Source organism: Micromonospora nigra (assembly GCF_900091585.1).
Lineage (GTDB): Bacteria > Actinomycetota > Actinomycetes > Mycobacteriales > Micromonosporaceae > Micromonospora > Micromonospora nigra.
In genome coordinates this window covers 16,340-41,102 of the sequence record NZ_FMHT01000002.1, presented here as the reverse complement: position 1 = coordinate 41,102, position 24,763 = coordinate 16,340, and the positions used below count along the sequence as shown (strand labels likewise).

Below are 24,763 nucleotides of genomic sequence, written 5' to 3'. Positions count from 1 at the left end.
ACCCGGCGCACCGGCCCGGCCGATCAGAACAGAGCGCGTGAAGACTTCGCCGCCTTCACCGCCTCCTGCGCTCGCGCCACCAACTCGTCTCGCACCATCGCAGGCGGACTGAAACCGTCGGCCTTGCCGAGCAAGAAGTGCTCCGCCACCTGCTTCCGCGCCCCAGACGTCCGCGCCTGCTGATACTCAGCTACGGTCGTCAATTCGGCGGCCAGCTCCCCCAACCGCTGAGTTACCGGCTCATACGCCGCCGCGGCCAACTCGTCCGCCTGGCGCACCGCCTCCCTCACCGCATCCCACCGCACCCAGCGATGGGTGTCGGCGGGCATCAACTGACTGGCCAACCGCTGCCGCGCGCCACCAGTCGACTTCGCCGCCCGGAACTCCGGCATCGCCACCAGTTTCTGCGCCAACTCGTCCGCCAGCCTGTCGCGCTCCTCTTCGCTCAGGCGCTCATCCCCATGCCCATCCTCATCCTCGCGCGGCAGCGACACGCGCGTCGACGCCTGCTCCTCCAGCGTCAACCAGTCCTCAAACCACGTCGCAGTGACCTCCCAGAAATGCACCACGCCATTGACGGCGAACGCGACGCTCACCCGGCCGACCTGCCCCCGCCGCGCCATCAGATGCGACGGCACCTGGTCGACCGCGACATCCGCGCCAGGGTCGAGCCTCTCCGTCTCCAGGTAGAGCACCCCACCGCCCAGCTTGCCCGCAAGATCCAGAAACTCGGGCAACCCCAACACGTCAGGCGTGATGCTCACCTCCGGCCCGTAGCCCCGCTCCGGAACAACCGGCACGACCGTCACCGCAGCACCGGCCGCGAACTCCTCGACGACATCCACCAGATGCCCGACGCTGTCCACGCGGGAACCGTACCCGGCGCCTACGACACCCTGGGCCGTACACACCGGGCCTCAAAGATGATGTCGTGTGTGCGTCGTGGTGGGGACCGTTGCTCCCGCCGTGACCGGGCGGGGGCCCACCAGTGGGCCCCCTCGCCCTGCCGGGTGCGCGTGCAGTTGACTACCGCGGCGGGCCGCCGCCGGCGCCGGCCGGTTCGCGGGTGATGCCGGCGGCATCACCGGGGTTCGGGCCGTAGGGCCTCTCCCCCACCGCGGTGCCCGCGCTATCGGCCCTGCGGGCCGATGGCCTTCAGCCGGACCAGCGTCCCGCCGCTGGACCGCGTCCCCTCGCCGGGGAGGCAGGCTCCAGGATGGTCCCTCCCCGATCCATCCCACCGGCCTGCCACAAGGGCAACCACGGCCGGGGCCGGGGCCGCAACCACACCCCGGTTGCACCCCCGACCCCGACCATGGTCGGTCAGGACCAGGCCGCCGGGATGGATCTCCTCTCCGCACCGGACGCACGAAAAAACCCAGGTCAGAACCCTTCCAACCCGGCATGTGTGCTAGAATTTTAAGTGTGAGGGAGGGGGACGGCGAACCCCCCGACCACACACCACACCAGCCCAACGGTGGCCGTCGCGACGACGCCGCCAGCCCAAGGAGCAACATGCACATCTTCGACGCCGCACGCGGTACCGACGCCGACCGCGAGCGCTTCGTGAAGCGTGGAGCGCTGCTGTATGCCCTGTACCTGCTGCCTGTCTGCACCTTCACCGGAACCCCGGTCCGACCGACGATGCCGTCGTGATGATCCTCGCGATCGACTCGGCTGCCGACACCGTCAGCGTCTTCCGCGCCCCCGTGTGGGACCTCATCGCAACCAAAGCCCAGGAGGCCGCCGCCCTGACCGGCGCGACCGCCCTCATTCTCGACGGCCGGGAGCTTTTCGCCCCCGCAACCAGCTAGCGCTGCCGATGACGGGACCGGCCGCTACCGCCGGTCCCGTCACCCGCACCGATGCCGCCAGCATCACCCCCGGCCAGGCATAGACACGAGAAAAGCGCAGGTCAGCCCACCAAAGACAGGCCAAGTGTGCTAGAATTTTAAGTGTGAGGGAGGGGGACGGCGAACCCCCCGACCACACACCACACCAGCCCAACACGAGGAGTGCCCCAGTGCTCGGACACACGGAAATCCTGCTCGGCACCACGACCGCATCATGCTTCGCGCTGATCTGGCGGTGCGCGCGACTCCGCGCCGACCTGGCGACCGCGCAGCACGACGCGAACCACGACCCCCTGACCGGTCTGCCCAACCGTCGCGCCCTGCTCGCCCACCTCCGAGCCCTGCTGGCCGACCGCACCCGACCCGTGACCGTCGCCCTGCTCGACCTCAACCGGTTCAAGGACATCAACGACGAACACGGGCACTCCGCAGGCGACGCCGTACTACGGCGAGTCGCCCAAGCACTCGCGGCGCTGGACCTTCCCGCAGCCTACGTCGGCCGACTCAGCGGCGATGAGTTCCTGATCATCACCGACGGAGGGTGCCGCCAGGGCCGCGCCAACGCTCAGGCCGCCGCCCGAGCACTGGCCGCAGCGACGGTCACGCTCGACGGCACCGCCGTCGGCTGCGCCGCAAGCGTCGGTGTCGCCATCGCTGACCACAACGACACCACCGCCGAGCAGCTACTACACCGCGCAGACACCGCCATGTACTGCGCCAAGCGCGAAGGAGTCGCCGTCATGGAGCACCGCCCCTTCATGGAGGCGAAGACCCTGACCGCCAACGGATCCCAGCGCCGCCGCTTCCGATAGCGCGCCCGGTCGGGGGCGACCTCAGCAGGCCGCCCCCGACCACCTCACAGACCCGAGAGGACCGGCGAACCCCTCTCGACACCCACCAAACCCCAACCCCAGGAGAACCCGTGGCAGTCCCCACCGCACCCACGATGACCCTTCCGACCCTGCCCACCGAACGCCGCGCCCGACAGGTCTGCGAACTGCTCGACCAGGCGCGCCGCCACATGGAACGGGTGACGAGTCACCTGCACCTGTGCGAGCACGCCCCCGCCTGGCCCACCGCACCCATCAGCGACATCACGACCGCTGTCGAGTTCCGCCGCGCCATCGTCGAACTGATCAAGTACGCCCGCCGCCACCAGTGTGCCGACAGCAACCCTGGCCGCATGCGCGCTCTGCTCCGACTCGCCGTGATGTGCCTGGACCTGTGGCAAACGGGCAAGCGCTACGTCTACAACCCGAACGTCTACCCGCTCACCCTCACGCGCCGCGCCGCACGGATGTTGCACGACACGGCGGCATGGACCACCACCGGACAAGCTCGACACCTCCTTGGCCAACCGGCCTGACCGCATGTTGCCCGGCCGCCACCAGCGGCCGGGCAACACGGAGGGCAAACGTCGTCGACGCGCATCGAGCGCGCCGACGCCGGCTGCCGCTCCCGTCACTCGCGCCCCCCACCGCACATCAGCCGATCAGGAGAACGACTGTGGACAGCATCGCCGACCTGTCGCCCGCCGACCGCGACCGCTACACCCGCATGGACACGCTCACCATCACCCCGTACCCCACCGGCCCGGAGTATGGCTGCGAACCCGCCGCCCGCCAGGTCGCCGAAGCGGTCTGCCGCCTGTACGGAGGCAACGCGTGGCGTGCCGAGCACAAGTCGCCAGCATGGCCGCACCCCGAAAACGAGCTTCACAGCGAGCTGACCATCACGATCAACAACGTGCGGACCATCGTGCACCGGCACACCGTCCCAGCCCACACGGGGCGCGACCTGTTCGCCCTCACCGTGGACGGCCGCGCCGTACCCGCTCACCTGCCACCCCACGCGCTGCCCCACCAGCCGGCCACCATCGTTGCCAACCTCTGGCGCGACCTGCACCAGGTCGCCCCCACCGACTGCGACAGCCTCGGATGCCCCGACGTACCGACGATCCTCACGTACGGGGCCGCCCTCTGCCCCACCCACGCCCAGCGGTACGCGACAACCGGCCATATCTGATTACCACCAGCTCGGAAACTGTGCTAGAATTTTAAGTGTCAGGGGGGCGGCGATCCTCCGCCGCTCCACCGCTCGTGCTGACTCAGGAGGTTGACGTGTTGCTTGTCCGAATCTGCCGCTACTGCACGGCCCCGCTCGGAAACACCACCGCCGACTATGACGCGCACATGAGCACCTGCGCCAAAGCACCCCACCACGTCGTCGACGCCGCTACCGCTCGGCAGTCCCGGCACGCCTGACGCCACCTGATCGCAGTATCAGGCCGGATGGACCACAGAACAGGAGTTCACCCCCATGCCCCGCAAGTCCACCGCCCGTAACGCCACCTCCCGCAAGAGCGGAACCCGCAGCCGGTACAGCGACGAGCAGATCAAGGAATTCCGCCAGCGTGACCGGCAGGTCATGAGCCGCTCCACTGAGCACCTCGAAGACGCCGAAGGAATCCGCCGCTTCGCGCAACACGCCGCGACTGGCGGCGTGTCCCTGCGGATCCTCGCCTACAGCCTGCGAAACCAAGCCCTGCTCGCGCAGCAGGCCGACGAACGCGGTTTCGTCCTGTCCGACGTCGACAGCGTCAAGGGATGGCGGCAGCGCGGACGGTTCGTCAGGAAGGGTGAAACCGGGCTGCGCCTGATCAAGCCGGTCGGTAAGGACAAGAAGGACACCGACGCAGACGAGCCCGAGGCCTCAGACGAGCGCGAGGACGACGCCGACGACACTGACGAGACGGGCGAGGACAACGGCAAGCCCAAATTCCGTACCGGCGTCGTCTTCGACGTCGCCCAGACCGCCGAGATCCCTCCCGAGGAGCGCGGCCAGTGCGCCGCCTGCAACGCCGAAGCGGGCGAGCCGTGCAACCCCGGGTGCCTGTGCCCCACCTGCACCGACTACGAGCCGGTGGGCGACGCCGCAGAAATCCTGTGGAACAACCTTCTCGACCAGCTCACCGCCGCCGGGTACGCCCTCGACTGGCCCGCGCCGGCAGACGCGCTGCACGGCCACCGCGTGCACGTCGACCATGAGGGCCGCACCGTCGCCGCCGCTTTCGAGGTCACCGCCGAGCACCCCGCCGCCGTGGCCGACCTCGCCGCCGCAGTAGCGCAGATCATCGCCCGCAGCGACCGGGAGCGGGAGACCCGCCGGGAACAGCGCCGCACCGCCCGCGCCGCTCTCACCGCAACGCCCGCCACCGCATAGCGTGCTAGAATTTTAGGCACGGGGAGGGTGCTCCCTCCCCGTGCCTCCCCACCAGGAGGCACCATGACCAGCCCCACCGACCCCCGCGCGAAGATCGCCGCGCGCATCGCCGCCTGCCTCGCCCTCGCCGAGAGGGAAACCACACCGCTCGGCGAACGAGAGGCCGCCGCCGCGAAGGCCGCCGAACTCATCGCCCGTCACGGCATCACCGCCGACCAAGCCGCCGCCGCCCGAGGCGACGCCCCCGAAGGCATCACCTGTGCACCCGTCGCCCTGCTCAACACCGACGGACACGGCGAAGCGCGCGCCGACCTGGCCAACGACGTTGCCCGCGCCATGGGCTGCCGCGCCATCTTGAAACCCACACGCGCCCCACGCCCCTACACCGTGATTGTGGTCGGTACGACCTCCGACGTTCACCACCTGCGGCAACTCCTCCCGCTGATCCTCGCCCAGGCCCAGACCGCCGCCGCGAACACCGACCCGGAGAAGCGCCGCGCCCGAGACTTCCTCTCCTCATTCCTGTCCGGCTACGGCGACATCGTCGCAGCGCGGATCACCGCGCGCCGCCGCCCGCTGACCGACCCCGCCACCAACCCCGGCGCAGCGCTCATCCTCGCCGACCGCGCCAAGCGGATTGACGACTTCATCGCCGAGCGATTCGGCGAGCTCAACGAGCGCACCCACCAGGCCAGCCAGGACGGAAAGACCGCCGGCCGCGCCGCCGCCCGCCGCGCCGACATCGGAGACCCCGGCGTCAAGGCCACCAGCCGCCGCGCCCTGCCGACCTAACCGCCGGCCACGGGGTCGGGCGCATCGAGCGCCCGACCCCGTGCGGGGCGCTCACGCGCCGCCCCCGCACCCCCGGCTACGCCGCCCCACTCCCCCATCACCCGATGCCGCCGGCATCACTCCAGAGGAAGAGACCCACCATGCCCACCACGCCCGCCCCCCACGTCATCGACCACGTTGCCGCCCACCTCACCGTCGCAACCGACCCGACCGCCCCCACCGAACTCCGCGAGGCAGCCCGCCGCACCGCGGCTGACCTCATGTCCCGTCACGACATCACCCCCGCCGCAGCCCGCGCAGCCTGCGGCACCGGACACTCACGACTCACCATCGACAGCCACCCCGTATCCGGCACCGGCGGCCACGGCCAGGCCCGTGCCAGCTTCCTCATCAGCATCGCTACCGCCCTCGGCTGCAAGGGTGTCCACCAGCCTGCCCCCGCACCGGAGCCCTACGGCGTGGTGCTGCTCGGCCAGGCCGCAGAGGTCCGCGCGGCACGCAGGCTCACCCGAGGGATCTTCGCCAGGATCCACAGCGCCATCGCGCCCGACGATCCCCAGCTACCCGACCTCATCGGCGGCTACGGCCACACCGTCGCCGCAGCGATCGCCCGCCACTACGAGTCCAGCGAGCTGCACGCCGGCCACCGCGCCCGACTCGACGCATTGCTCACCGCACGATTCCCCCGCCTGGCCACCCTCACCGTCGAGCCCCGCGCGTACGACCCAACCGCCAGACGGGCTGCCGCAGACCGTGACGTGGTCCACGAACTGATCGACGCAAGCCACACCCCCACCAGCGCAGAACACAGCGACCCAGCAACCGACAACCAGTGACCCCGTACCCGGCGCCGCGCCAGGCGCCGCGCCAACCCCGTCGGCCGGGCAACAGCCCTGACCAAGCTACGGAGACGAACGATGTACGACGGCCCCAATGACAACGACTTCCTCTCGTGGCGCGAGCACGACGAGCACGCAGGCGACGCCGCCGAGATCGACGCCGAGTACCGAGCCGAGGCACGCCAGGAGGCAGAGCAGCGCCACGCCACCTCCATCATGGGTTGCCCCACCTGCGCGGCCCAGCCCGGCCAGGAGTGCAAGGAGGGCACCACACATCCGGCCCGCATGCACGCCGCTAGCCTGCCCTGCGGCACCGACTGCCCAGCCTGCCCGATCACCCTGCGACTCAATCCCACCCGACCGGCCGACGAGATGCCGGGGTATTGGTCGGGGCACAACAAACTCCGCGTCGGCGACGAGGTGCACGGGGTCGGATACGCCGACCACCTCGCGAGGGGCAGCGTCGCCCGACCCAAGCCCTTCGGAGCGCACCTGTGGCCCGTCCGTGGGTTCAGGCACCGCTACGAGCCGGAAGACCTGCTCACGCCCCCGGGGTCGACCGTGCTCATCAACGGCAGCGCCTACGAGATCACCATGCACGACGGTGAGGCCGAACTACACATGGCCGCCATCCAGCCGCCGCGCCCTCACACGCTCACCAGCGCCGCCGAGGAGATCGCGGCCGCCATCGGCAAGGCCCTCGACCGCATCGACACCGCCACTGACGCGCTGGCCGAGCTGACCAACAGTGCCCCGGAGCCCGGCACCCCAACCGCCACCCTCGCCACCATGCGCCAGCGCCTGTGCGCCGCCATCGACGACCTACGCGCCGTCCACCAGTGCGCCGAAGACCTCACCGATCCCCAGCCCCGAACCTGACCGCCGGCCACGGGGCCGGGCGCATCGAGCGCCCGACCCCGGGCGGGGCGCTCACGCGCCGCCCCCGCACCCCCGGCTACGCCGCCCCGCTCCCCCACCGACGGATGCCGCCGGCATCACCAACACGAACGGACCCAGACGTGACCACATCCACCCGAGCTCAGTGGAACCAGCACACCACCGCCACCGGCACCCCACGCCCATGGTCACAGTCACCCACCGACGTAGACGCCGTCACCGCCCCACGCTGCCCCGCCCGGTGCCTGACGAGCCTCGTCGAGCAGCCCGGCCATGCCCACCTGGGCGCCGTCGGCACGATGGCCCTCGCAGTGCTCATCCACGCCGGCGAGACCCACCACACCATCCGCGGCACCGACATCCCCACCGAGGTCCGCGACAAGCTGATCCGGACGGGACACCTCAACCCCGTCCCCGGTGCCCCGGATACCTACTGCGCCGCTCTGCCCTGCAAGTGCCCACCCGGCGAGCCCATCGCCGGGCAGCACCGTCGAGACTGCGCCGTCACCAGAACCTACGACCACCTCGCCGACGCCCTCGACGAACTGACCCACAAGGCCGCCCAGGCCAGCGAGGCGTACCACGAACTCGCCGTCCTGCTCTCCCCGGCCGACACCGCCCACCTGGCCGCCCAGCTCGCCCTCCTCGACCAGGCCACCACCGCCCTGGCCCAGCTCCGCGACCACGCCGACCGCATGACGAACCCCGCCACCGCACCCCGCTGACAGCTTGGGGCGCGGCCTGCGACGGCCGCGCCCCCAACCCGGAGCACACCATGACCGACCGCCGCACCCTCGCCCTACACAGCCCCTACACCGACCTCAACACCGCCGAAATCCTCGACACCCACACCGGCCGGGTCACCTACCGATTCCGCGCCCCCCGAGCCGCCGGAACGATCGTCATCGGGCCCGAGTTCCGAGGTGAAGACTCCCCTATCCCCACCCTCATCTACGTCCAGTTCGGCGACGACGCCTACAACGACAACGACCGCGCCGAACGGCCCGTCATCAACGGCGTGACCATCACCGGCGGCGTCACCCTCAACCCCGCCGAGTACCTCGCCCGCCCCGACGGCGGCTACATCGGCCTCCGACGCAGCATCGACCGCTTCACAAACACCAGCGCACCGACCGCGACCAGCCGCTACGGATCCGCCATCATCCGCGCCCTGGTCGCCGCCTGGCACGAACGCCCCGACCGCGACGACCTCATCCAGGCCGCCGCCCGACACGCCGCGCCCCGACGCCTCACCGAACTCCGCCGATACAAGATCAACCCGATCAAGGAGCAGATCGACAAGCTCACCGACCAGCTCGTCGACCACTACGCCCTCGCCGGCCAACTAAGCCGCCTCGCCGCTGAATACCAGGCCACCCGCGCCAACCCAGAGCACCCCAACGCGAAGCAGGCACTGTCATGACGCCGTCCGACGCCCCCACCACCACCACGGCGCCCACCCGATACCCTGACCGGCGTACGGTCACCGCCCGCCGACCGCCCACCAGCGGCCGGCGGGCGGCCCGCCGTACGGCCGCCGCACCACCGCCGTATCCCCTCACCGGCCCAGGTCCGGCGACCACCGTCGCCCGCACCCAAGCCCGCGAGGACCCCGTGACCGCACCCGGCCAGCACGACCGCACCGACGACCCCGCTGTGCCCACCCGCCTGGTCGACGGCCACCTCTGCACCAACCGCGCAGGCATCGCCCACCTCGCCGGCTGGACCGCAGGCAACTCCGTCAACGTCCGCGCCCGCAACGACCCCGACTTCCCCCACGGCACGAAAGACGGACGCGAATACTGGTACCCCTTCGACGGCCCCCACGGCGTCGACGCCTACATCGCACTGCTCGCCCAACGCGCGGCCGCGAAGAAGCCCCCGCCGGTCAAAGACGGCAACCCTGACGACGAGCTCGCCGGTGAAGACGCAGCAGACGCCCTGCACATCGCTGCCGCGACCCTGCGCTCCTACGTGCGCTACTCCATCCCCTACTGGAACGGCGAGAAGTCCGGCCGCCCCCTCCTGCCACCACCCGACGTCGAAGAAGAGCGCGAGAACGAACGGCTGGGCCCCTACACCCACCGAGCCTGGCGCCGCCGCACCCTCGCCGCCCACCAGGCCACCCGCCCCGGACCCGGCACCGGCGCCGGCCGCCCCCGAGGCCAATAGGCACCCGAGAACGGCAACGGCCGGAGGGTTGGTTTGGCGAACCCCCTCCGGCCGTCTGGCGTCGACGCCACACCGGCCCCAACAGGCCAAAACGTCAACCACCTGGCCACCAGCATACGCAACAACATCACCGATCGCCGCACCAGGGATACGCCCGTCGAAGCAGGTCACCGCCGTGACGAAGCGGTTCGTACGCAGTGAAGAACGATGATGTCGTGTGTGCGTCGTGGTGGGGACCGTTGCTCCCGCCGTGACCGGGCGGGGGCCCACCAGTGGGCCCCCTCGCCCTGCCGGGTGCGCGTGCAGTTGACTACCGCGGCGGGCCGCCGCCGGCGCCGGCCGGTTCGCGGGTGATGCCGGCGGCATCACCGGGGTTCGGGCCGTAGGGCCTCTCCCCCACCGCGGTGCCCGCGCTATCGGCCCTGCGGGCCGATGGCCTTCAGCCGGACCAGCGTCCCGCCGCTGGACCGCGTCCCCTCGCCGGGGAGGCAGGCTCCAGGATGGTCCCTCCCCGATCCATCCCACCGGCCTGCCACAAGGGCAACCACGGCCGGGGCCGGGGCCGCAACCACACCCCGGTTGCACCCCCGACCCCGACCATGGTCGGTCAGGACCAGGCCGCCGGGATGGATCTCCTCTCCGCACCGGACGCACGAAAAAACCCAGGTCAGAACCCTTCCAACCCGGCATGTGTGCTAGAATTTTAAGTGTGAGGGAGGGGGACGGCGAACCCCCCGACCACACACCACACCAGACCAACCCGAGGAGACGCATGGACCCCCACGGCGATGGCCCCGCGCCAGACGTCGAGCCGTACGGCTGCGCCGTCTGCCGTATCCCCCTCAACGCGTACAAGCGCCCCGGCAAGCCGGTCGCGTTCCTGCACCCCGACCGCGCCACCGCCGACCACGCCCCCGACCCGGTGCCGCTGAGTCAGCTACCCACGGTCGAGACCGTCTGTGACTTCTGCTCCGCACCCAACCCGGTCGCCTCCTTCGCCTTCAGCAGCCTCGAAATCATCGCCGTCGACGAGAACGACACCCCCGCGATGACGCAGGACCTGGGCGGTAACTGGGCCGCGTGCGAAGGGTGCGCCCGCCTGGTCGAGATCCGCGACGTTGCAGGCCTGACGGCGCGCGCCGCCGCCCGAGCCCGACGACGCGGCATCCCCGCACCCATGGAGACGTTCGGGCCACTGCATCAAGCCCTGTTCGCTGCCACCCCTACCACGCCGCCGCGCCGCCCTCTACACGTCACCGCCCAGCCAGCCCCACCGACCGCAGCACCAGCGGCGAACCCTTCCCGTCCGGCCGCTCCCCCCGAGGTGCGAGCGCTGCGGCCTCACACGCTGCCGAAGGTGCGGGACCGCCTGGTCAAGTTCTGGCGCACGTCCGGACCTGCCTTCCTGCTCGCCGCACTCACGGACGGAGCCCGCTACCCGATCCCCGGACACATGCTGCCCGGTGCGCCCCTCGACGCTCCGGCCGCCGACATCGATTTCACCAACCCGGAACCCCTCAGCCAGTACACCGCCCTCATGGCCAACCACATCGAGAACGGTCGCATGTTCTGGGTCGACAACGACTTCACCGCCCTCGCCGCCCACGCCGCCCGCGACCTCTCCGACGTGCGTGCGCTGCCAGCCGAGCTCCCCGCCCCGGATGGCCTGCTGGTCTGGCAGACGCCGATCTGCCACGTGACGGAACCCGAAGCCGGAGCCGTACTGCCGATCATCGCCGCGCAATGGGGACCCATCCCCGGCGGCGTGTGGGTCACCTTCTACACCCCGGCCGAAACGGTCGTGCACGGCCGCCACCTCACCGAACGCGAAATGCAGGAGCTACGCGAGCGCATCGGGTGGCTCGCCCCCGTCAACACCGGCGCAGGCCTTCACTACGGCAAGACCTACACCCCCGCCACCGAACAGAGCCGCGCCATGCTGGCCGCCCTGATCGCCACATGGATTCTCACCACTCAGCCCGACGCCGAACTCACCGACGAGCCCGCCGACAAGGCCACCCGCAAGGCTTACCACCGCACCAACCGCCCCGCGCCTGTCGTGCGCCTGGTGAGGCTGCGCCGTAAGCAGCAGGCCCGCACCGACGCCCCGGTCAGTGCGACCGCCCGCACCTACACCCGGCGGTGGTGGGTACGCGGATTCTTCCGGGAGCAGCCCTACGGCCCACGCGGCACCCTCCGCCGCAGGACCTACGTACGCCCCCACCTCAAAGGACCCGCAGACGCGCCGCTCATCCTGACCGAACAGGTGCGCGTGCTCGGAAGCCCCACCACCCCCGCCCAGAAGTAAACGGCTGGGGGGAGCCGGACACCCCGACTCCCCCCAGCCCACCAGGACGCCGGGCGCGACGGCGGCAGCGCGCATCGAGCGCGCCGCCGCCGGCTACCGCTCCCGTCCCGCAAGGCCCGCGCCACCCACAACCGGCACCCACCGGGACGCCACGGCCCGCGCCACCCCGGAAACCGCATCTCCCAGCCGCTACCCTGACGGGCGTACGAAGCCCGCCCACCGGCCCCCGGCCTCCCGGTGCCGTGCCGGACACGCAACGCAAAGTAGTCAAACAACTTCTCTAAAATGGCTTTGATGTCTAAGAAAGTTTAGATACGATAGACATGCAAGTCGGAAGTCGTAAGGCGGAAGACGAGCAACGGCCGTGGGGGCAGCTGACCGCCCAAGGACAAGCCACCCCCACAGCAATTTCACCCACCCGTAGTGTACCCAAGGAGCCGACATGGCCGTCAGAGGTAATCGTGGTCTGAAGACCAACCCGCTCGCTCAGCTTTCGGACGACGAACAGCAGGAACAGGCCATCGTCCAGGCCGCCCAGATCGACGGCACCGCCGTCCGCGACCTGCCGATCAACGCCGTTGCCCCCGACCCGGAGAACCCCAAGAGCCGCCTCACCCCTGACTCCGGCCTCGTCGCCTCCATGAAGGGCGAAGGCCAGCTTGGACCCGGCGTGGTGGTTGCCATCGAGGTCTGGGCCAGCTACGGCAACAACCCCGACGACATCTACGCCGCCCGCGCCGAGGCCGAAGGTGCCGATGTCGACGGTGACCCGGCCGATTACGCCAAGGCCGTCGCCAAGGCCAAGGAAGAGATCAAGTACGTCATCAACTACGGCCACCGCCGGTGGGCCGCCGCCCGGGCCGCCGGACTGGAAACCTACCGCGCCGTTGTGTCCGACACCCTCAAGGACAACACCACCAAGCGCGTCCACCGGCTGATCGAGAACGTCCAGCGCGAAGACCTGACGCCGTTGGAGGAAGCTCGCGAATACAAGCGGCTGTTGGAGGTTGACAAGCTCAGTCAGCGGGAAGTCAGCCGCCGCACGGGTATCCCTCAGCCGCACATCTCCAAGCGGATCGGCCTGCTCAACCTCCCCGAGGAGGCACAGGCCGCGCTCGACCAGGGGATTATCCCTGTCGAGGCTGCCGTCGAGCTGTCCAAGATCGCCAAGGACCCCGATCGCATCAAGCGGGTTCTCGACGCCGTCGCCGCCATGCCCGCCAGTGACGATAGCGAGCGCACCGCCCGTGCTCGCCTCGCCGTTGACCAGGCCCGCAAGGAGTACAACGGCTACAAGGCCGCTAAGGACAAGGCGGACAAGCGCAAGAAGCTCGCCGCCGAGGGCATCGTCATCATCGACAATCTCAACTCCTACTTCGCCGACAAGCCCGGCGACCGGTGGGACTACGAGATCGGCGACGAGGACAAGATCACCGCCGCCCGCGAAGCGGGCACCCTCGCGGCTTACGTCGTCAGCCCGGACCACGTCACGTACTTCCTGACCGAGTTGCCGCCGCCCCCGGAGCCCGAGGAGCCGGAAGCAGCCGACGACGAGCAGCACGCGGAGCCGGATGCCGCAGCCGCCGAGGCTACGGACGCCGAGCCGGACGCCACCGACAGCGCCGCGCCGGACGCCAACGGCACCGTGGTCAAGGTCGAGCGCACCACCACCACCGTCCCCGCGCCCCGCGCCGAGCCGCAGGAGACGGCAGAGCAGCGGGAAGCCCGTGAGAAGCGTGAGCAGGAGGAACGCGAACGCGAAGCCACCGCGAAGGCGCGCGCCGCTGCCTGCGCCCGTATCGCTTCCAAGGCACCCAGCCGGGAAATTCTCACCGCCCGGCTCGCCCGCCGAATCCTGCTGGTCGAGGAGGACCACAGCTTCGAGGCTCAGCAGCTCGCCGTGAAGTGGCTCAAGGCCGCCTCTGTGGTGGACGAGGCCACCACCGTCTACACCCTGTTCGGCTACGACACCAACGTCGATGCGAAGCTCGCCGCTCGGGCCGCCTACGTCTACGACCTGGCCCTGTCGGAGATCCGGGCGCAGGACAGCATGTACTACGACGCCGAGGACGCCCAGCACATCAAGCGCCTCATCGAGGAAGCCGACTACGAGCCCGCCGAGTGGGAACAGCAAGCGCTACTCACGGCCGCCGAAAAGTAGCCAAGCCCAGGGTGGGCGCGCCGCAAAACCCAGCGGCGCGCCCACCCTCCGCCCCCTCACGACCGCTTAAAGCGCCCAGGAGTCGTCATGTCCAACGCTTCCGCAACCGATGCCGCCGGCATCACCCCACCCAGCCAGCGCAACCCCAGCAACCGCGAAACACGCCGCGCCGCCGATCGCCTCGCCCGCAAGCTGGTTCGCGCCGTTGTGATCGCCGTCGCGAACCAGAAGGGTGGCAGTGGGAAGACCACCACCATCCTCGCCCTCGCAGGCGAGCTCGCCCGTCGGGGCTTCCGAGTCCTCGTCATCGACTGCGACGAACAGGGCAACGCCACCACCGGGCTCGGCGTCCCCGTCGCCAAACTCGACAACGAAGGCACGTACTACCTCCTGATGGACGACGAGGCCAAGCCAGCCGACGTCATCACGCCCACCCCCCACGACAACATCTCCGTCATCGCCGGAGGCGAGAAGCTGTCGGAGGTCACCGCAGCACTCGCCAGCGAGATGGGTAACCACACGTTCCTGTCCGCGCACGTCGAAACCCTGCGCGACGAGTTCGACGTCATCCTCCTGGACACGCCGCCCGCGCTGTCCCTCTTGACTCTCAACGCCCTCTACGCCGCCGACGAAATCGCCACCCCGATCAACCCCGGTGTGTTCGACCTGGCCGGCATCGCGAAACTGACGAAGACCGTCAAGCGCCTCAACACGCGACTGAACAAGAACATCGCGATCGCCCACACCTTCCTCATCAACTTCAACCCCCGCCGCCGCAACGACCAGGACGCGTACGGCTTCGTCAAAGGTGCGTTCCCCGACGCGCTCATCGACACTGCCGACCCGCAGCCCGACAGGGAATGGCACGGCAGCGGAGTCCCCCAATCCGCATCAGTCAACAGCTCACAAAGCGCCGGGGTGCCCCTCACCCTCTACGACCCCCGCACGGCCGTCAGCCGCGCGTACTGCCGGGTCGCCGACGTCATCGAGCAGAGGAGCCTTCGTGGCTAGGCGAAATGCCACACCGGACGAACCAGAACCCACCGCCGGGCGTCGCGACAGCGACGCCCCGGCGGCGTCCGGGGATACTCCCAAAGACCGGCCCATCAGCGCCAAGATCGGCCACGAGACAGCCGAACGCGCGCTGAACGCTTTCTACAGAGCACCCCACGGACTACCCCGCTGGCGCGACTACGTCGAGAAGGCCCTAGCCGACTACACCGAACGACTGGAGCGCGAGCACAACAACGGCCAACCCTTCCCCCAACGCCCCACCGACACGCTCACACCCGGCCGCAAGGTCGGAATCTCTCCCCGCCGCGCCGGCTGACCGACAACCGGCGGTCCCGCGAACGCCCGGGCGGACGGACGCGCATCGAGCACGTCCGCCCGCGCTGCCGCTCCCGTGCCTCACGGCCGCGATCCGCAATGGCGCAGCCCACCTCCCGTACCGCGCATGGCGCCTGCCCCTCAACCGAGAAGGCAGGCGCCATGCCGTCCGCAGCGCACTAGAACAAGCGAGCCTGCTCCGCAGGCTGCAACGCCGCCACCGCGGCCTCCATCCGGGCCACATCCCAGCCGTGCTCTCTGACCACATCCCGCAGCGCTCGCGACCGAGCAGCCCGCGCGCGCCGGTCAAGCCCTCGCGCGTGCCAAGGCCGCGGCGTACCCCCGCCCCGACCCAGGCGCCCCATCTGCGACAGGTTCTCTGCCTGAGTGCTCACCACCACGTGCGCAAGACCACCTTCGACCAGGCCCTCATGCGTCCGCACGCAGATCGGCTCGTCACACACCTCGTGGGCAGCGACGACTGATGCCGTCAGCATCACCCCATGCGTCGCCGCCAAGGCGTACCGAGGCGCACTGACGACGTACTCACGCATCAACGCCCGACCCGGCCTCGACGACGGCCGCGCCCGCCCCTGCTCGTCGAGCACCGGCCGGCGGATCGAGAAGCTGCCGTACCCGTCGTCACCGACCGCCCCGGCCCAGATCCAGCACGCCGAGCCCGGCCCGCGAACCACCTTGGACCAGAACCGGGCAACCTCATCACGGCACGCCACCGGGTCGACCGCCAGGACGAAGCCGCTCACGATGGCATCACACCCGCTCGTCCGCCCCGCTCGTCACCTGGGCACCCGCCTCATCCGCGTCCTCGTCCGAGGCGCCGGCGGCCGTCTCGGCCTCACCCGCCGCAGCCCGGGCCCGTCGACGCGCGGCGCGCACTTCCGCCGGCGACAGGTCGAGCAGCGCCGCCACCGCGTCCGGCCGCTCCCCCAGCTCCACCAGCTCGCCCACCGCACGATCCGCCGCCGCCATGTGCTCGGCGATCTGCCTTTCGGCGCGATCCCGAACCTCCTGCACCATGGCCAGGGCCACCGCGTGCTCGTCGGCGAGCTCACGGATGCGCCGGTCGCGATCCCGCCGCTTCTCCATCGCCGCCGACACCCGCGACCTCGCCGCGGCCCTCGCCTGAGCCGCCACCGTCGAAGACCGTCGTACCGCCATCGAACACCCCCGAGAACTAGCGGTTGCCGGGCCGAGGCCAGTGGAATCGGCGCCGGCCGATGATCGCCAGCCTAGCCGCGCGCCACAAGAGCCGCCAACGATCATCCACAGGTGACCAGCTTGCTGGTCACCTGTGGATGATCGACGCGCCGGAGGCGCGTGCTGACCGACGAATCGGAGCCGCAAGCGGCCCTGCTTTCTGACCAGTCGATCAGCTACACACCTCTTGCACTATTAGTGATCTTGTAGGCTTAAGAGCGTGATGACCCTGCACCCGCTGCACGGCGGTGACGGTTACACCTACCTCACCCGGGAGGTGGCCACCGCCGACGTGCACCGTGCTCGCGGGCAGTCAATCACGGACTACTACCACGCCGAAGGCAACCCGCCCGGGCAATGGACCGGCCGCGCCAGAGCTGAATTGGCCGTCGAAGGCACGGTCACCGAGGCGCAGATGAAGGCGCTGTTCGGCGAAGGACTACACCCCAACGCCACCGCGCTGATCGAGCAGCTCATCGATGACGGCATGTCGGCCAAGGCCGCAGAGCAACAGGTCCGACTCGGCCGCAAGCCACTCGCGTACGAGCCCGTCGAGACCTACCGGGAACGCGTCGACGAGCGCTACGCCGCGCACGAGCGGATGACCGGCCGCCCCCCTACCCAGGGTGAGAAGACCAGGCTCGCTCGTGCGGTCGGCGCGCGGATGTTTGCCGAGCAGCACGGACGCCGGCCCCGCGACAGCACCGAACTGCGCAAGTACATCGCCCAAGTCGCCAAGCCGAAGGCGCAGGCGGTCACGGGCTACGACCTGGTGTTCACACCGCCCAAGAGCGTCAGCGTCCTTTGGGGGCTCGGCGATGACGCCACTCGCCGCACCATCGAGGAAGCGCACGAGCAGGCCTGGCGATCAGTCATCTCGGACGCCGAGAGCACCGTCATTAAGACCCGCGCCGGCCGCGGTGGCGTCGCCCAGCTCGACGCGCCCAGTGGCGTCATCGCCGCAACCTTTCGACACCACGACAGCCGCACCGGCGACCCCAACCTGCACACCCACGTCGCCATCGCCAACCGGGTCAAGGCCGCCGATGGACGTTGGCGCACGATCGACGGTCGAGCGCTGTTCGCGGCCGCCGTGTCGATGAGCGAGAGCTACAACGCCCGAGTCGTGAACGAGGTCGCCAGACGCCTCGGGGCCACCACAAGCGCGATCGACCCGGGCCGTGGCCGCCGCCCAGTGCACGAGATCGCTGGTGTGCACCAGGACCTGCTCACGCTGTTCAGCGGGCGCTCCGCCACCATCGCCAGCCGCACGGCCGAGCTGGTCGACCAGTACACCCGCGACCACGGGCATGAACCGACCGAGGAAGTACGGCACAAGCTCGTCCAGCAAGCAACACTCGACAGCCGCCCCGCCAAACCCCATGCCCGAAGCCTCGGAGCCATGCGGGCGGAGTGGCGAACCCGCGCCGTCGAGACGATCGGAGCTCGCCGCGTCGACCGTCTACTCAAGGACGTCATAGCCGCCGCGAGGAAGGCCGATGCCGCCAGCATCAGACCAGGCAGCGACAGCATCAGCGACGACCGAAAGATGCAGCTGGCGCACAACGCGGTGAGCACCGTCGAGCAGCAACGCGCGACGTGGACACGTCACCACATCGAGGCCGAGGTGCGTCGCCAGCTGTCCGGAGCAGGCCTCGGCGCTCGGGACGACATCGCACAGCAGGTCACCGACCTCGCGCTGCACCGACAGTCGATCCGCCTCACCATGCCCAGCACCGAACCCACCATGCCGGAGCTGACCCGGAGCGACGGCGAGTCCGTATTCACCCACAGCCAAACCATCCGATACTCCTCCCCTCGGATCCTCAACGCCGAGGACCGCGTCGTCGTCGCCGCCCGGACAGAGGTCATCGCCCCGGTCTCCGGCGAGGTGTTCGACCGCACCCTTCAGCAGGTGCAGACGGCGCCAGGCGGCCGACAGCTCGACCCCGGACAGATCGCCGTCGCCCGCGCGTTCGCCACCGATACTCGACTCGTTGTGGCCGGCATCGGACCAGCCGGGGCCGGCAAGACCACCACCATGAACGTCGTGGCCCGCGCCGTCGAAGCGTCCGGCGGTCGGGTCATCGGCCTGGCCCCCTCAGCCCGCGCCGCCGAGGTGCTGTCCAAGGACATCGCAGTGCCAGCCCACACGCTGCACCGATGGATCCACCACCGCGAGAAGGGCTCCAGGGCTCAGGCCTGGCAGCTACGCGCCGGGGACGTCATCCTCGTCGACGAGGCTGGCATGGCCGGCACCCTCAACCTCGACGCCATCATCAGCGACGCCCGCCGGGCCGGCGCCGTCGTGCGGCTTCTGGGTGACCCGCAACAACTCGGGGCGGTCGAGTCCGGCGGCATGCTGCGCCTGGTGCAGCAAGAGGCCGGCGCAGTCGAACTGGACCAGCTGCACCGCTTCGCGGACCCCGAGGAAGGTGCGGCCTCACTCAACCTTCGAGACGGCACCGACAACGCCTGGCGGTGGTACTGGAGCAAGGACCGTATCCAGCACGGCGACCGCGACACCCTGCTCGACCGCGTCTACCAGGCGTGGCAAGCGGACGCGAGCAGAGGCCACGTCTCGCTCATGGTCGCCCCAACGAACAACGACACGCGCCAGCTCAACGATCGAGCCCGCGCCGAGCGCGTCGCCGCCGGCGAGGTGGAAGCAGCAGGGGTACCACTGCACGACGGCACGCAGGCCGGCCGCGGCGATCTCATCGTGACCCGACGAAACGAAAGCCGACTACGACTACGCCACGGCCGCGACATGGTGCTCAATGGCGCGTTGTGGACCGTCGACGAGCGCCACGACGACGGCAGTCTCACCGTGCGGCACGCTGAACACGGCGGCCGTATCCGGCTACCTCACCGCTACGTTGCCGCCGACGTCGAACTCGCCTACGCCACCACCATCCACCGCACCCAGGGCATGACCGTGGACAAGGTCCACGCCCTCGTCGACGCCAGCGTCAGCCGCGTCCAGGCCTACGTGGCGCTAACCCGTGGCCGGCTGGCCAACAGCCTCTACACCATCACCGAGGCCGGTCAGCGGGTCCACGACACCCTCGACAGCATCCGCCGCAACTTCGGCGCCGCAGTCTCGGCAACCGAGTTCACCCGAACCACCCTTGCCGAAGCCGAGCACCTGCCCAACCTCGCCGCCCGTTACCTCTACGCCGCCGACCAGGCAGCAGCGCAACGGCACCGCCGCGCCGTCGAAACCGCTCTTGGCGACCAAGCGAAGACGGTCCTCACCTCCCGGTCCTGGCCACGGCTCGCCGCAGCAATCAACCGGGCCGAACGGGCAGGATGGTCCCCGGCGGACATCCTCGATGCCGCCGGCATCAACCGGCTCGACGGCGCCGCAGATCCTGCCGCCCTGCTCGCGCATCGTGTCCGCGTCAGTCAGCAACTCGCCGCGCAGCGACTCACCACAGCGCCAGAGCGGCCCCTGGTCGGCGTCACCGACGTGGCCCTGGCCAGGCTGCGGGCACGCGCCTCTCAACGCCTGGCCGACGCCGAAACCGCCCTCGCCTGGGCGCAGCACGACCACAGCGAACTCCCCGCGCCCATCCGCGCTCGCGGCCGCGAGCACCCCGCCTGGCCCGAACGTCCATACGGGGGGCTGCCGGACGCCGCTCTCGCTCAGGCGCACCGAGACAGCCGCACCGAACTCGACCAGATCGAGCGCCAGCTGGCCGCCGCTCGGCGCCAAGTACGCGAGGCCACTACGCCCAACCAAGCCACCGCCGCCTCGCGCCACCGAGCCCGAGTCGAAGCCCATGCGAGGGCTGAACGGCACCAGGCCGAGCAGCTACGCAAGGAGCAGCGGCTCCGTACCGCTATGCGACCCGACGATCGCGCCCGTGAAGCCGCCCAGCGGCTCTCCGCCAGCACACCTCGTACCTCCGCCGAGCTGACCACTGCCCGCGTCAGCACCGATCTCAGCGTCGAGATGACCGCCGCCCGCGTGGAACGAGCGCGACTCATCGTCAGCCGCATCGATGACGAAGCGGCCTGGCGTCGGAGTCTTCCCACCGCAGTTCGCCAGACCGAGCAGGCACACCGTGACGGCCGCAGCCCGAGCCACTCCCCGCCGACGTACCGGAGTGGGTTGCGGACGTCCGGCACAGGATCAGCAGCGACGTGTCCCGGTGGTCGGAACACCTGGAGGCACGACGTGAGCACCTCGCGGGGCGCCTTGCCGACCTGGCCCACGAGGTCGCCCGTCAGCAGCCGGCCTGGGCCGTGCAAACGCTGGGCCAACGCCCCAGCGATGCTGACGCAGCGGCAGCCTGGGACCGGTCCGCCGCGCTCAGCGCCGCGTACCGGCAGAGCTTCGGCGTCGCTGACGACGACCCTCGCATCCTCGGACGCGAGCCCCGCCCCACCGACGGCGTCCGCCGACGAGCGTACGAAGAGACGACGGCCGCGATCGAACCTGTCCGTGCGTCGCGAGCACGGAACAACCGAGCGGCAGCCGCCGAACAGGCACGCGAGGAGCTACGTCGAAAGCTTCAACGTGTCAGCCAGCGAGAGCCCATCGCAGTCGATGCGGGCCGCCCACCGGCTGCGAGGGAGGAGCAGCCACGAGCGCGACGGGAGGCTGAGATCCAGCAGGCCAATCGCATCCGCGAAGATCGTGAGCGTGAACAGCGCCGCGCCGAGCAGGAACGGCTCGCCGCCAACCAGCGCCGTGAACCGCCCGGCCCGCAACGCGGCGCCCAGATGTGACCACAGCACCGCGGCTAACCCGCACAGTCAGAACCAGCCACTGGTGGATCCCAGCGGACATCACCGCACCCCCGCCACCGGCACGAGAGAAGCATGTGGCCGCCGCACGAGCAGGCCCGCCAACCGCGCCCGGCGCGGGTAGCGGACCCTCCGTCGTAGGGATGACCCCTGGCGCAGGCCTGCGGCACCTCGCCGCTCAGCTCGTAAACGACGCGGTGCCGCACCGCGGTTGTATCAGGATGAGCCCGAGCCCAGGTCACCACGGCGCGAAGCGCCGCTACGGTGTCCACCCGGCGAGCCGACGGCCGTCCGGCAGCTCGGCCAGGGCACCACCGGATCTCTACCTCCCAGCGCCGTACCCACTCAGACACGCAAGAAGGCTATCGAACAAGCGTTCTACGGGCAGCCCCTACCGGTCCTTACTGCCGCCGCACCGGAACGGAACGGCGACAAGACTGCCCCCCCGGCCATGAACGGGCAGTAGTTATCCACAGGCAGATTACTTCCCTTGATAAGACTTCTGTCTCGGCGGATAATATAGGGGTGTTAAATGACTTGATTGCGGAAAGCTTAAGCGTCATCGCTACGGTCGAATCCCCCGACGATGCAGAATTCCAATCCGCTTTACTGCTGTCGTACAACGTGTGCATGGAAGCCGCGGACCGCGACGAGGTCCACAGCGACAAGTGGACCTTCGCTGGCCTGGCTATTCACGACTCTTACGATCGGCTGACCCGCGAACTGCCAGATGACCTGGTGGCGGTCGGCGGTCCGGTACCCGGTGCGCTCGAACCCGACGAGGCTCGCGCGCCAGCAGCGGACCTGGTCGCTGGCCTGGCAACGCTGGCCGCGACCGCTGCCACGTCGGAATCCCACTCCCCGTGGCGACGACTGGTGTGGTCCTCGGTCGCGACTCACCTAGATAGAGCGCTACAGGAGCTGCGGTGACCTACGGCGAGCTCTTAGAGCAAACTGCCTCGGCTGTAGCGCGGGCTCAGGCGCTGCTTCGCGACCCACCAAGGGCGACCACCGCAGACTGCCTAGCGGTCGCTATAGCCCGCACCAACCTCTACCGGGCGATCGAAAGGCAAGTTGATCGCCTCGGAGGACCTGAGTACAGGGCAGAGTTCCCACAGCAACTACGAATGGCCACCGGCGAAAGCCGACTGACCGCTCCCTTGCAGCAGCCCTCGGCACATCCCGTTGCTCAGGCATATCAGGAAGCAGCGCACGCCATCAGGGCCGCAAGCGATGTGCTCAACTCGCATTTTCATCCGATCACAGGCGAACCCGTATCATCCGAAGGATTTGCCATCAAGGCAGGCGTCGAGCGCTATCAAAATATCGGGGCGCTAGCACAGCTCGCCAAAGCGGCAAGTGAATCAGACGGCCCGCTGGCCCAATGGCTTCGTAAATCTTCCGCAGAAGTGAGCCTACCAATAATCGAGAAGGCCGTCATCGACGCGGAGGGTACATTCAGCGCACTGCAACATGCCGCCACCTCGGCAATACCACGGCCCACCGCAGCGACGACGTCCAGCCTTCAGCAAATGGGGCCCCCTCCTTTGGTGAGCGACGCCGAGCGGTGGAACACCATCCAGACCCCACGGGAGTTCATCGAAACCCTTGACGCCGCCCGGACCTGGCTCGTGCAGAACCGCACCGCCCTTACCGCAAGCGACTTACGAACGCTGGCGCGAACGGCCATGGCTCTCACCTATGAAGCCGACTACCTCATCGGCGTCGGATCAGACGCCGCAGGCATCACACACCTCGTCCGGTCAACCACCACGACGCAGCTCGCGGCCACATGGCGTCGCACCGCACGCGCCGCCGATCAACTTCACAGCCTGGGCAGGCCTGAGCCCGGGACCGGGCCCGCCATCCTCGCGAGGGCAGAGGAGTGGCTGCGCGGCCAGGTCCGGGATGACGGGAGTTGGCGACGCTGGTCCGACCTGCGGCGCGGCATCGACGTCGCCGTCTGGAAGGGCCTGGGACAGGACCTGACAGCCCGACTGCCTGACATCGCGACACTGGTCAACCGCGGTGCCCGTGTGGCACTTCATCGCGGCCAACTGTACGAACAACTTCCGACCGGTGCCGTTGAAATGATCCGACGAAGTGGCTGGTCCCAGGCAAGCGTCTACCAAGGAAAAGGCTTTGACCTTGCGCTGGCGGCTAGCCAGCTACGGAAACACTCGATGGCTCTTGCTGCGGAGGCCGGCGTAGCGCCAATGCCGGGTTTGCACGAGGCGGATCCCAGCAATCAAGCTGGACGGAATGACGTGAGAGCGAGACTGCGGCGCATTGCCGCTACACCAGCTATTGACGCCAAGGCGGTCGATCAACCTGCTCGGCAACACAGAGAGGAAACCACCCGTTTGGCCCGTTCTCGCGTAGAGAGTGAGGACCGCTCTGCTGAAATGCGTAAGCTCGACGCCAATAACAGGAACATCGCTACCGAGGGAAGGGCGCTCGGCGGCTAATTCGTCGAGGTGATGCCGGCAGCATAACTCACTCTTCAATGGGCAATATGGGACCGCCCTCGTCGAGCCCTGCGTACAATGCAGGAACCGCCGTCAACACATCGCAGTCGTGCCACACCGCAGCCAACACCGCTGACGCCGCATCTGCTCGACCGATGACCTCATGGGTGGACGTGCCAAGGGAGCGCCACTCTTCCGCCGGCAGATCGAGCAGCACCGTCGCCGAATGGTTCGCCAGCAGAGTAAGGCGGGCTTCATCACGGGCCAGTCGGCTCGCCTCCGCCAGACACAGCACGGGCAGGCCGGTGAGCCCTTCCTCGTCATCCACCTCGGCGATCAGTTCGCCCACCGGAACCGAGCCATCCGTGAAAGCAACGATCGCCGAGGTGTCCAGAACCAGGCGAACCGGACGGGATTGATCGCTCACGCAGCGCGCTGAGGATCGACGCCGAGCTGCCTACGCCACGTTGCCCGCAGCTCAGGCGTGCGGCGAGCCGCAGCCTCAGAAAGCCGCCTCCGGGCACGCTCCTTGCCTGCCTCGGTCACCGGGATGCCGACCGAGGCGAGCTGCGCCGTCGTGTCGTCATGCACGCCGGGGGGCTCAGGGTTCGTCATGCGGTCATGATACAGCTCACCCTGCATGCGGGCAGGCAGCACGGGGGGATCTTTGGCGCCAGCGGGTGGTCAGCTTCTCTCCTCGATACGTACGGTTACGAAGTATCCTTAATGCCCTGTTTTTTGCCTCGCCC

At 69.3% G+C, this 24,763-nt stretch carries 25 protein-coding genes; 20 read left to right on the top strand and 5 right to left on the bottom strand.

Features of this window, described 5'->3' with window-relative positions; translation table 11 throughout:
• Window positions 1-23: 23 nt before the first annotated feature.
• Entirely contained in the window at window positions 24-866 is an 843-nt protein-coding gene (locus GA0070616_RS00320) for a hypothetical protein (RefSeq protein ID WP_091074680.1), read from the bottom strand.
• A gap of 649 nt (window positions 867-1,515) precedes the next feature.
• Here GA0070616_RS00320 and GA0070616_RS27880 point away from each other — a divergent pair.
• The 17 genes from GA0070616_RS27880 to GA0070616_RS27390 all read left to right on the top strand — a co-directional run bounded on the left by GA0070616_RS27880 (window position 1,516) and on the right by GA0070616_RS27390 (window position 15,574).
• On the top strand, window positions 1,516-1,656 hold the full coding sequence (locus GA0070616_RS27880; protein WP_175439922.1) for a hypothetical protein: 141 nt from the start codon (window positions 1,516-1,518) through the stop codon (window positions 1,654-1,656).
• Window positions 1,653-1,814, top strand: a complete 162-nt coding sequence (locus GA0070616_RS27875) for a hypothetical protein (protein ID WP_175439921.1) — start codon at window positions 1,653-1,655, stop codon at window positions 1,812-1,814. The genes GA0070616_RS27880 and GA0070616_RS27875 overlap by 4 nt, the downstream gene beginning before the upstream one ends.
• A 209-nt stretch (window positions 1,815-2,023) precedes the next feature.
• The gene (locus GA0070616_RS00315) at window positions 2,024-2,665 is read left to right on the top strand and encodes a GGDEF domain-containing protein (RefSeq protein ID WP_175439920.1); all 642 of its coding nucleotides are present in this window, start codon (window positions 2,024-2,026) and stop codon (window positions 2,663-2,665) included.
• 110 nt (window positions 2,666-2,775) lie between these two features.
• Window positions 2,776-3,219, top strand: coding sequence for a hypothetical protein (locus tag GA0070616_RS00310; protein WP_139128803.1), 444 nt, complete (start codon window positions 2,776-2,778; stop codon window positions 3,217-3,219).
• Between the two features lie 140 nt (window positions 3,220-3,359).
• Window positions 3,360-3,878: a hypothetical protein gene (locus tag GA0070616_RS00305; protein WP_091074674.1), complete on the top strand. Its 519-nt coding sequence runs from the start codon at window positions 3,360-3,362 to the stop codon at window positions 3,876-3,878.
• Window positions 3,879-3,973: 95 nt separating this feature from the next.
• A complete protein-coding gene (locus GA0070616_RS27870) occupies window positions 3,974-4,117 on the top strand; it encodes a hypothetical protein (RefSeq protein WP_175439919.1) in 144 nt (47 codons plus the stop codon).
• Between the two features lie 55 nt (window positions 4,118-4,172).
• On the top strand, window positions 4,173-5,075 hold the full coding sequence (locus tag GA0070616_RS00300) for an ArdC family protein (protein ID WP_091074672.1): 903 nt from the start codon (window positions 4,173-4,175) through the stop codon (window positions 5,073-5,075).
• A 63-nt stretch (window positions 5,076-5,138) separates the two neighbouring features.
• Window positions 5,139-5,867: a DUF2786 domain-containing protein gene (locus tag GA0070616_RS29080; protein WP_091074670.1), complete on the top strand. Its 729-nt coding sequence runs from the start codon at window positions 5,139-5,141 to the stop codon at window positions 5,865-5,867.
• Window positions 5,868-6,007: 140 nt separating this feature from the next.
• Window positions 6,008-6,703: a hypothetical protein gene (locus GA0070616_RS00290; RefSeq protein ID WP_091074668.1), complete on the top strand. Its 696-nt coding sequence runs from the start codon at window positions 6,008-6,010 to the stop codon at window positions 6,701-6,703.
• Between the two features lie 81 nt (window positions 6,704-6,784).
• On the top strand, window positions 6,785-7,585 hold the full coding sequence (locus tag GA0070616_RS00285; protein ID WP_091074666.1) for a hypothetical protein: 801 nt from the start codon (window positions 6,785-6,787) through the stop codon (window positions 7,583-7,585).
• A gap of 140 nt (window positions 7,586-7,725) precedes the next feature.
• The gene (locus GA0070616_RS00280) at window positions 7,726-8,328 is read left to right on the top strand and encodes a hypothetical protein (RefSeq protein WP_139128802.1); all 603 of its coding nucleotides are present in this window, start codon (window positions 7,726-7,728) and stop codon (window positions 8,326-8,328) included.
• Between the two features lie 50 nt (window positions 8,329-8,378).
• A complete protein-coding gene (locus GA0070616_RS00275; protein WP_091074662.1) occupies window positions 8,379-9,026 on the top strand; it encodes a hypothetical protein in 648 nt (215 codons plus the stop codon).
• Window positions 9,023-9,775, top strand: a complete 753-nt coding sequence (locus GA0070616_RS00270; RefSeq protein ID WP_091074660.1) for a hypothetical protein — start codon at window positions 9,023-9,025, stop codon at window positions 9,773-9,775. Before GA0070616_RS00275 ends, GA0070616_RS00270 begins: the two co-directional genes overlap by 4 nt.
• A gap of 772 nt (window positions 9,776-10,547) precedes the next feature.
• Window positions 10,548-12,083 carry a hypothetical protein gene (locus GA0070616_RS00265; protein WP_091074658.1) on the top strand — a complete coding sequence of 512 codons (1,536 nt, stop codon included), beginning with the start codon at window positions 10,548-10,550 and terminating at the stop codon, window positions 12,081-12,083.
• Between the two features lie 442 nt (window positions 12,084-12,525).
• Complete coding sequence (locus tag GA0070616_RS00260; protein ID WP_091074657.1) at window positions 12,526-14,244, top strand: ParB/RepB/Spo0J family partition protein; 1,719 nt, start codon at window positions 12,526-12,528, stop codon at window positions 14,242-14,244.
• Window positions 14,245-14,331: 87 nt separating this feature from the next.
• The gene (locus tag GA0070616_RS00255) at window positions 14,332-15,255 is read left to right on the top strand and encodes a ParA family protein (protein WP_091074654.1); all 924 of its coding nucleotides are present in this window, start codon (window positions 14,332-14,334) and stop codon (window positions 15,253-15,255) included.
• Window positions 15,248-15,574, top strand: coding sequence for a hypothetical protein (locus GA0070616_RS27390; RefSeq protein WP_139128801.1), 327 nt, complete (start codon window positions 15,248-15,250; stop codon window positions 15,572-15,574). Before GA0070616_RS00255 ends, GA0070616_RS27390 begins: the two co-directional genes overlap by 8 nt.
• A gap of 178 nt (window positions 15,575-15,752) precedes the next feature.
• On the opposite strand, the gene GA0070616_RS00250 is transcribed toward GA0070616_RS27390, so the two are convergent.
• The gene (locus GA0070616_RS00250; RefSeq protein ID WP_217628169.1) at window positions 15,753-16,337 is read right to left on the bottom strand and encodes a hypothetical protein; all 585 of its coding nucleotides are present in this window, start codon (window positions 16,335-16,337) and stop codon (window positions 15,753-15,755) included.
• Between the two features lie 7 nt (window positions 16,338-16,344).
• Complete coding sequence (locus GA0070616_RS27865) at window positions 16,345-16,728, bottom strand: hypothetical protein (protein WP_175439918.1); 384 nt, start codon at window positions 16,726-16,728, stop codon at window positions 16,345-16,347.
• 286 nt (window positions 16,729-17,014) lie between these two features.
• Here GA0070616_RS27865 and mobF point away from each other — a divergent pair, with 286 nt between their 5' ends.
• The 3 genes from mobF to GA0070616_RS27375 all read left to right on the top strand — a co-directional run bounded on the left by mobF (window position 17,015) and on the right by GA0070616_RS27375 (window position 24,014).
• Window positions 17,015-21,670: a MobF family relaxase gene (gene mobF / locus GA0070616_RS00240; RefSeq protein ID WP_091074648.1), complete on the top strand. Its 4,656-nt coding sequence runs from the start codon at window positions 17,015-17,017 to the stop codon at window positions 21,668-21,670.
• Window positions 21,671-22,071: 401 nt separating this feature from the next.
• Complete coding sequence (locus GA0070616_RS27380; protein ID WP_139128799.1) at window positions 22,072-22,476, top strand: hypothetical protein; 405 nt, start codon at window positions 22,072-22,074, stop codon at window positions 22,474-22,476.
• 197 nt (window positions 22,477-22,673) lie between these two features.
• Window positions 22,674-24,014 carry a hypothetical protein gene (locus GA0070616_RS27375; protein ID WP_139128798.1) on the top strand — a complete coding sequence of 447 codons (1,341 nt, stop codon included), beginning with the start codon at window positions 22,674-22,676 and terminating at the stop codon, window positions 24,012-24,014.
• Window positions 24,015-24,042: 28 nt separating this feature from the next.
• On the opposite strand, the gene GA0070616_RS00230 is transcribed toward GA0070616_RS27375, so the two are convergent.
• The gene (locus GA0070616_RS00230) at window positions 24,043-24,441 is read right to left on the bottom strand and encodes a hypothetical protein (protein ID WP_091074644.1); all 399 of its coding nucleotides are present in this window, start codon (window positions 24,439-24,441) and stop codon (window positions 24,043-24,045) included.
• Window positions 24,438-24,629 carry a hypothetical protein gene (locus tag GA0070616_RS00225; protein ID WP_091074808.1) on the bottom strand — a complete coding sequence of 64 codons (192 nt, stop codon included), beginning with the start codon at window positions 24,627-24,629 and terminating at the stop codon, window positions 24,438-24,440. The genes GA0070616_RS00230 and GA0070616_RS00225 overlap by 4 nt, the downstream gene beginning before the upstream one ends.
• Window positions 24,630-24,763: the final 134 nt, after the last annotated feature.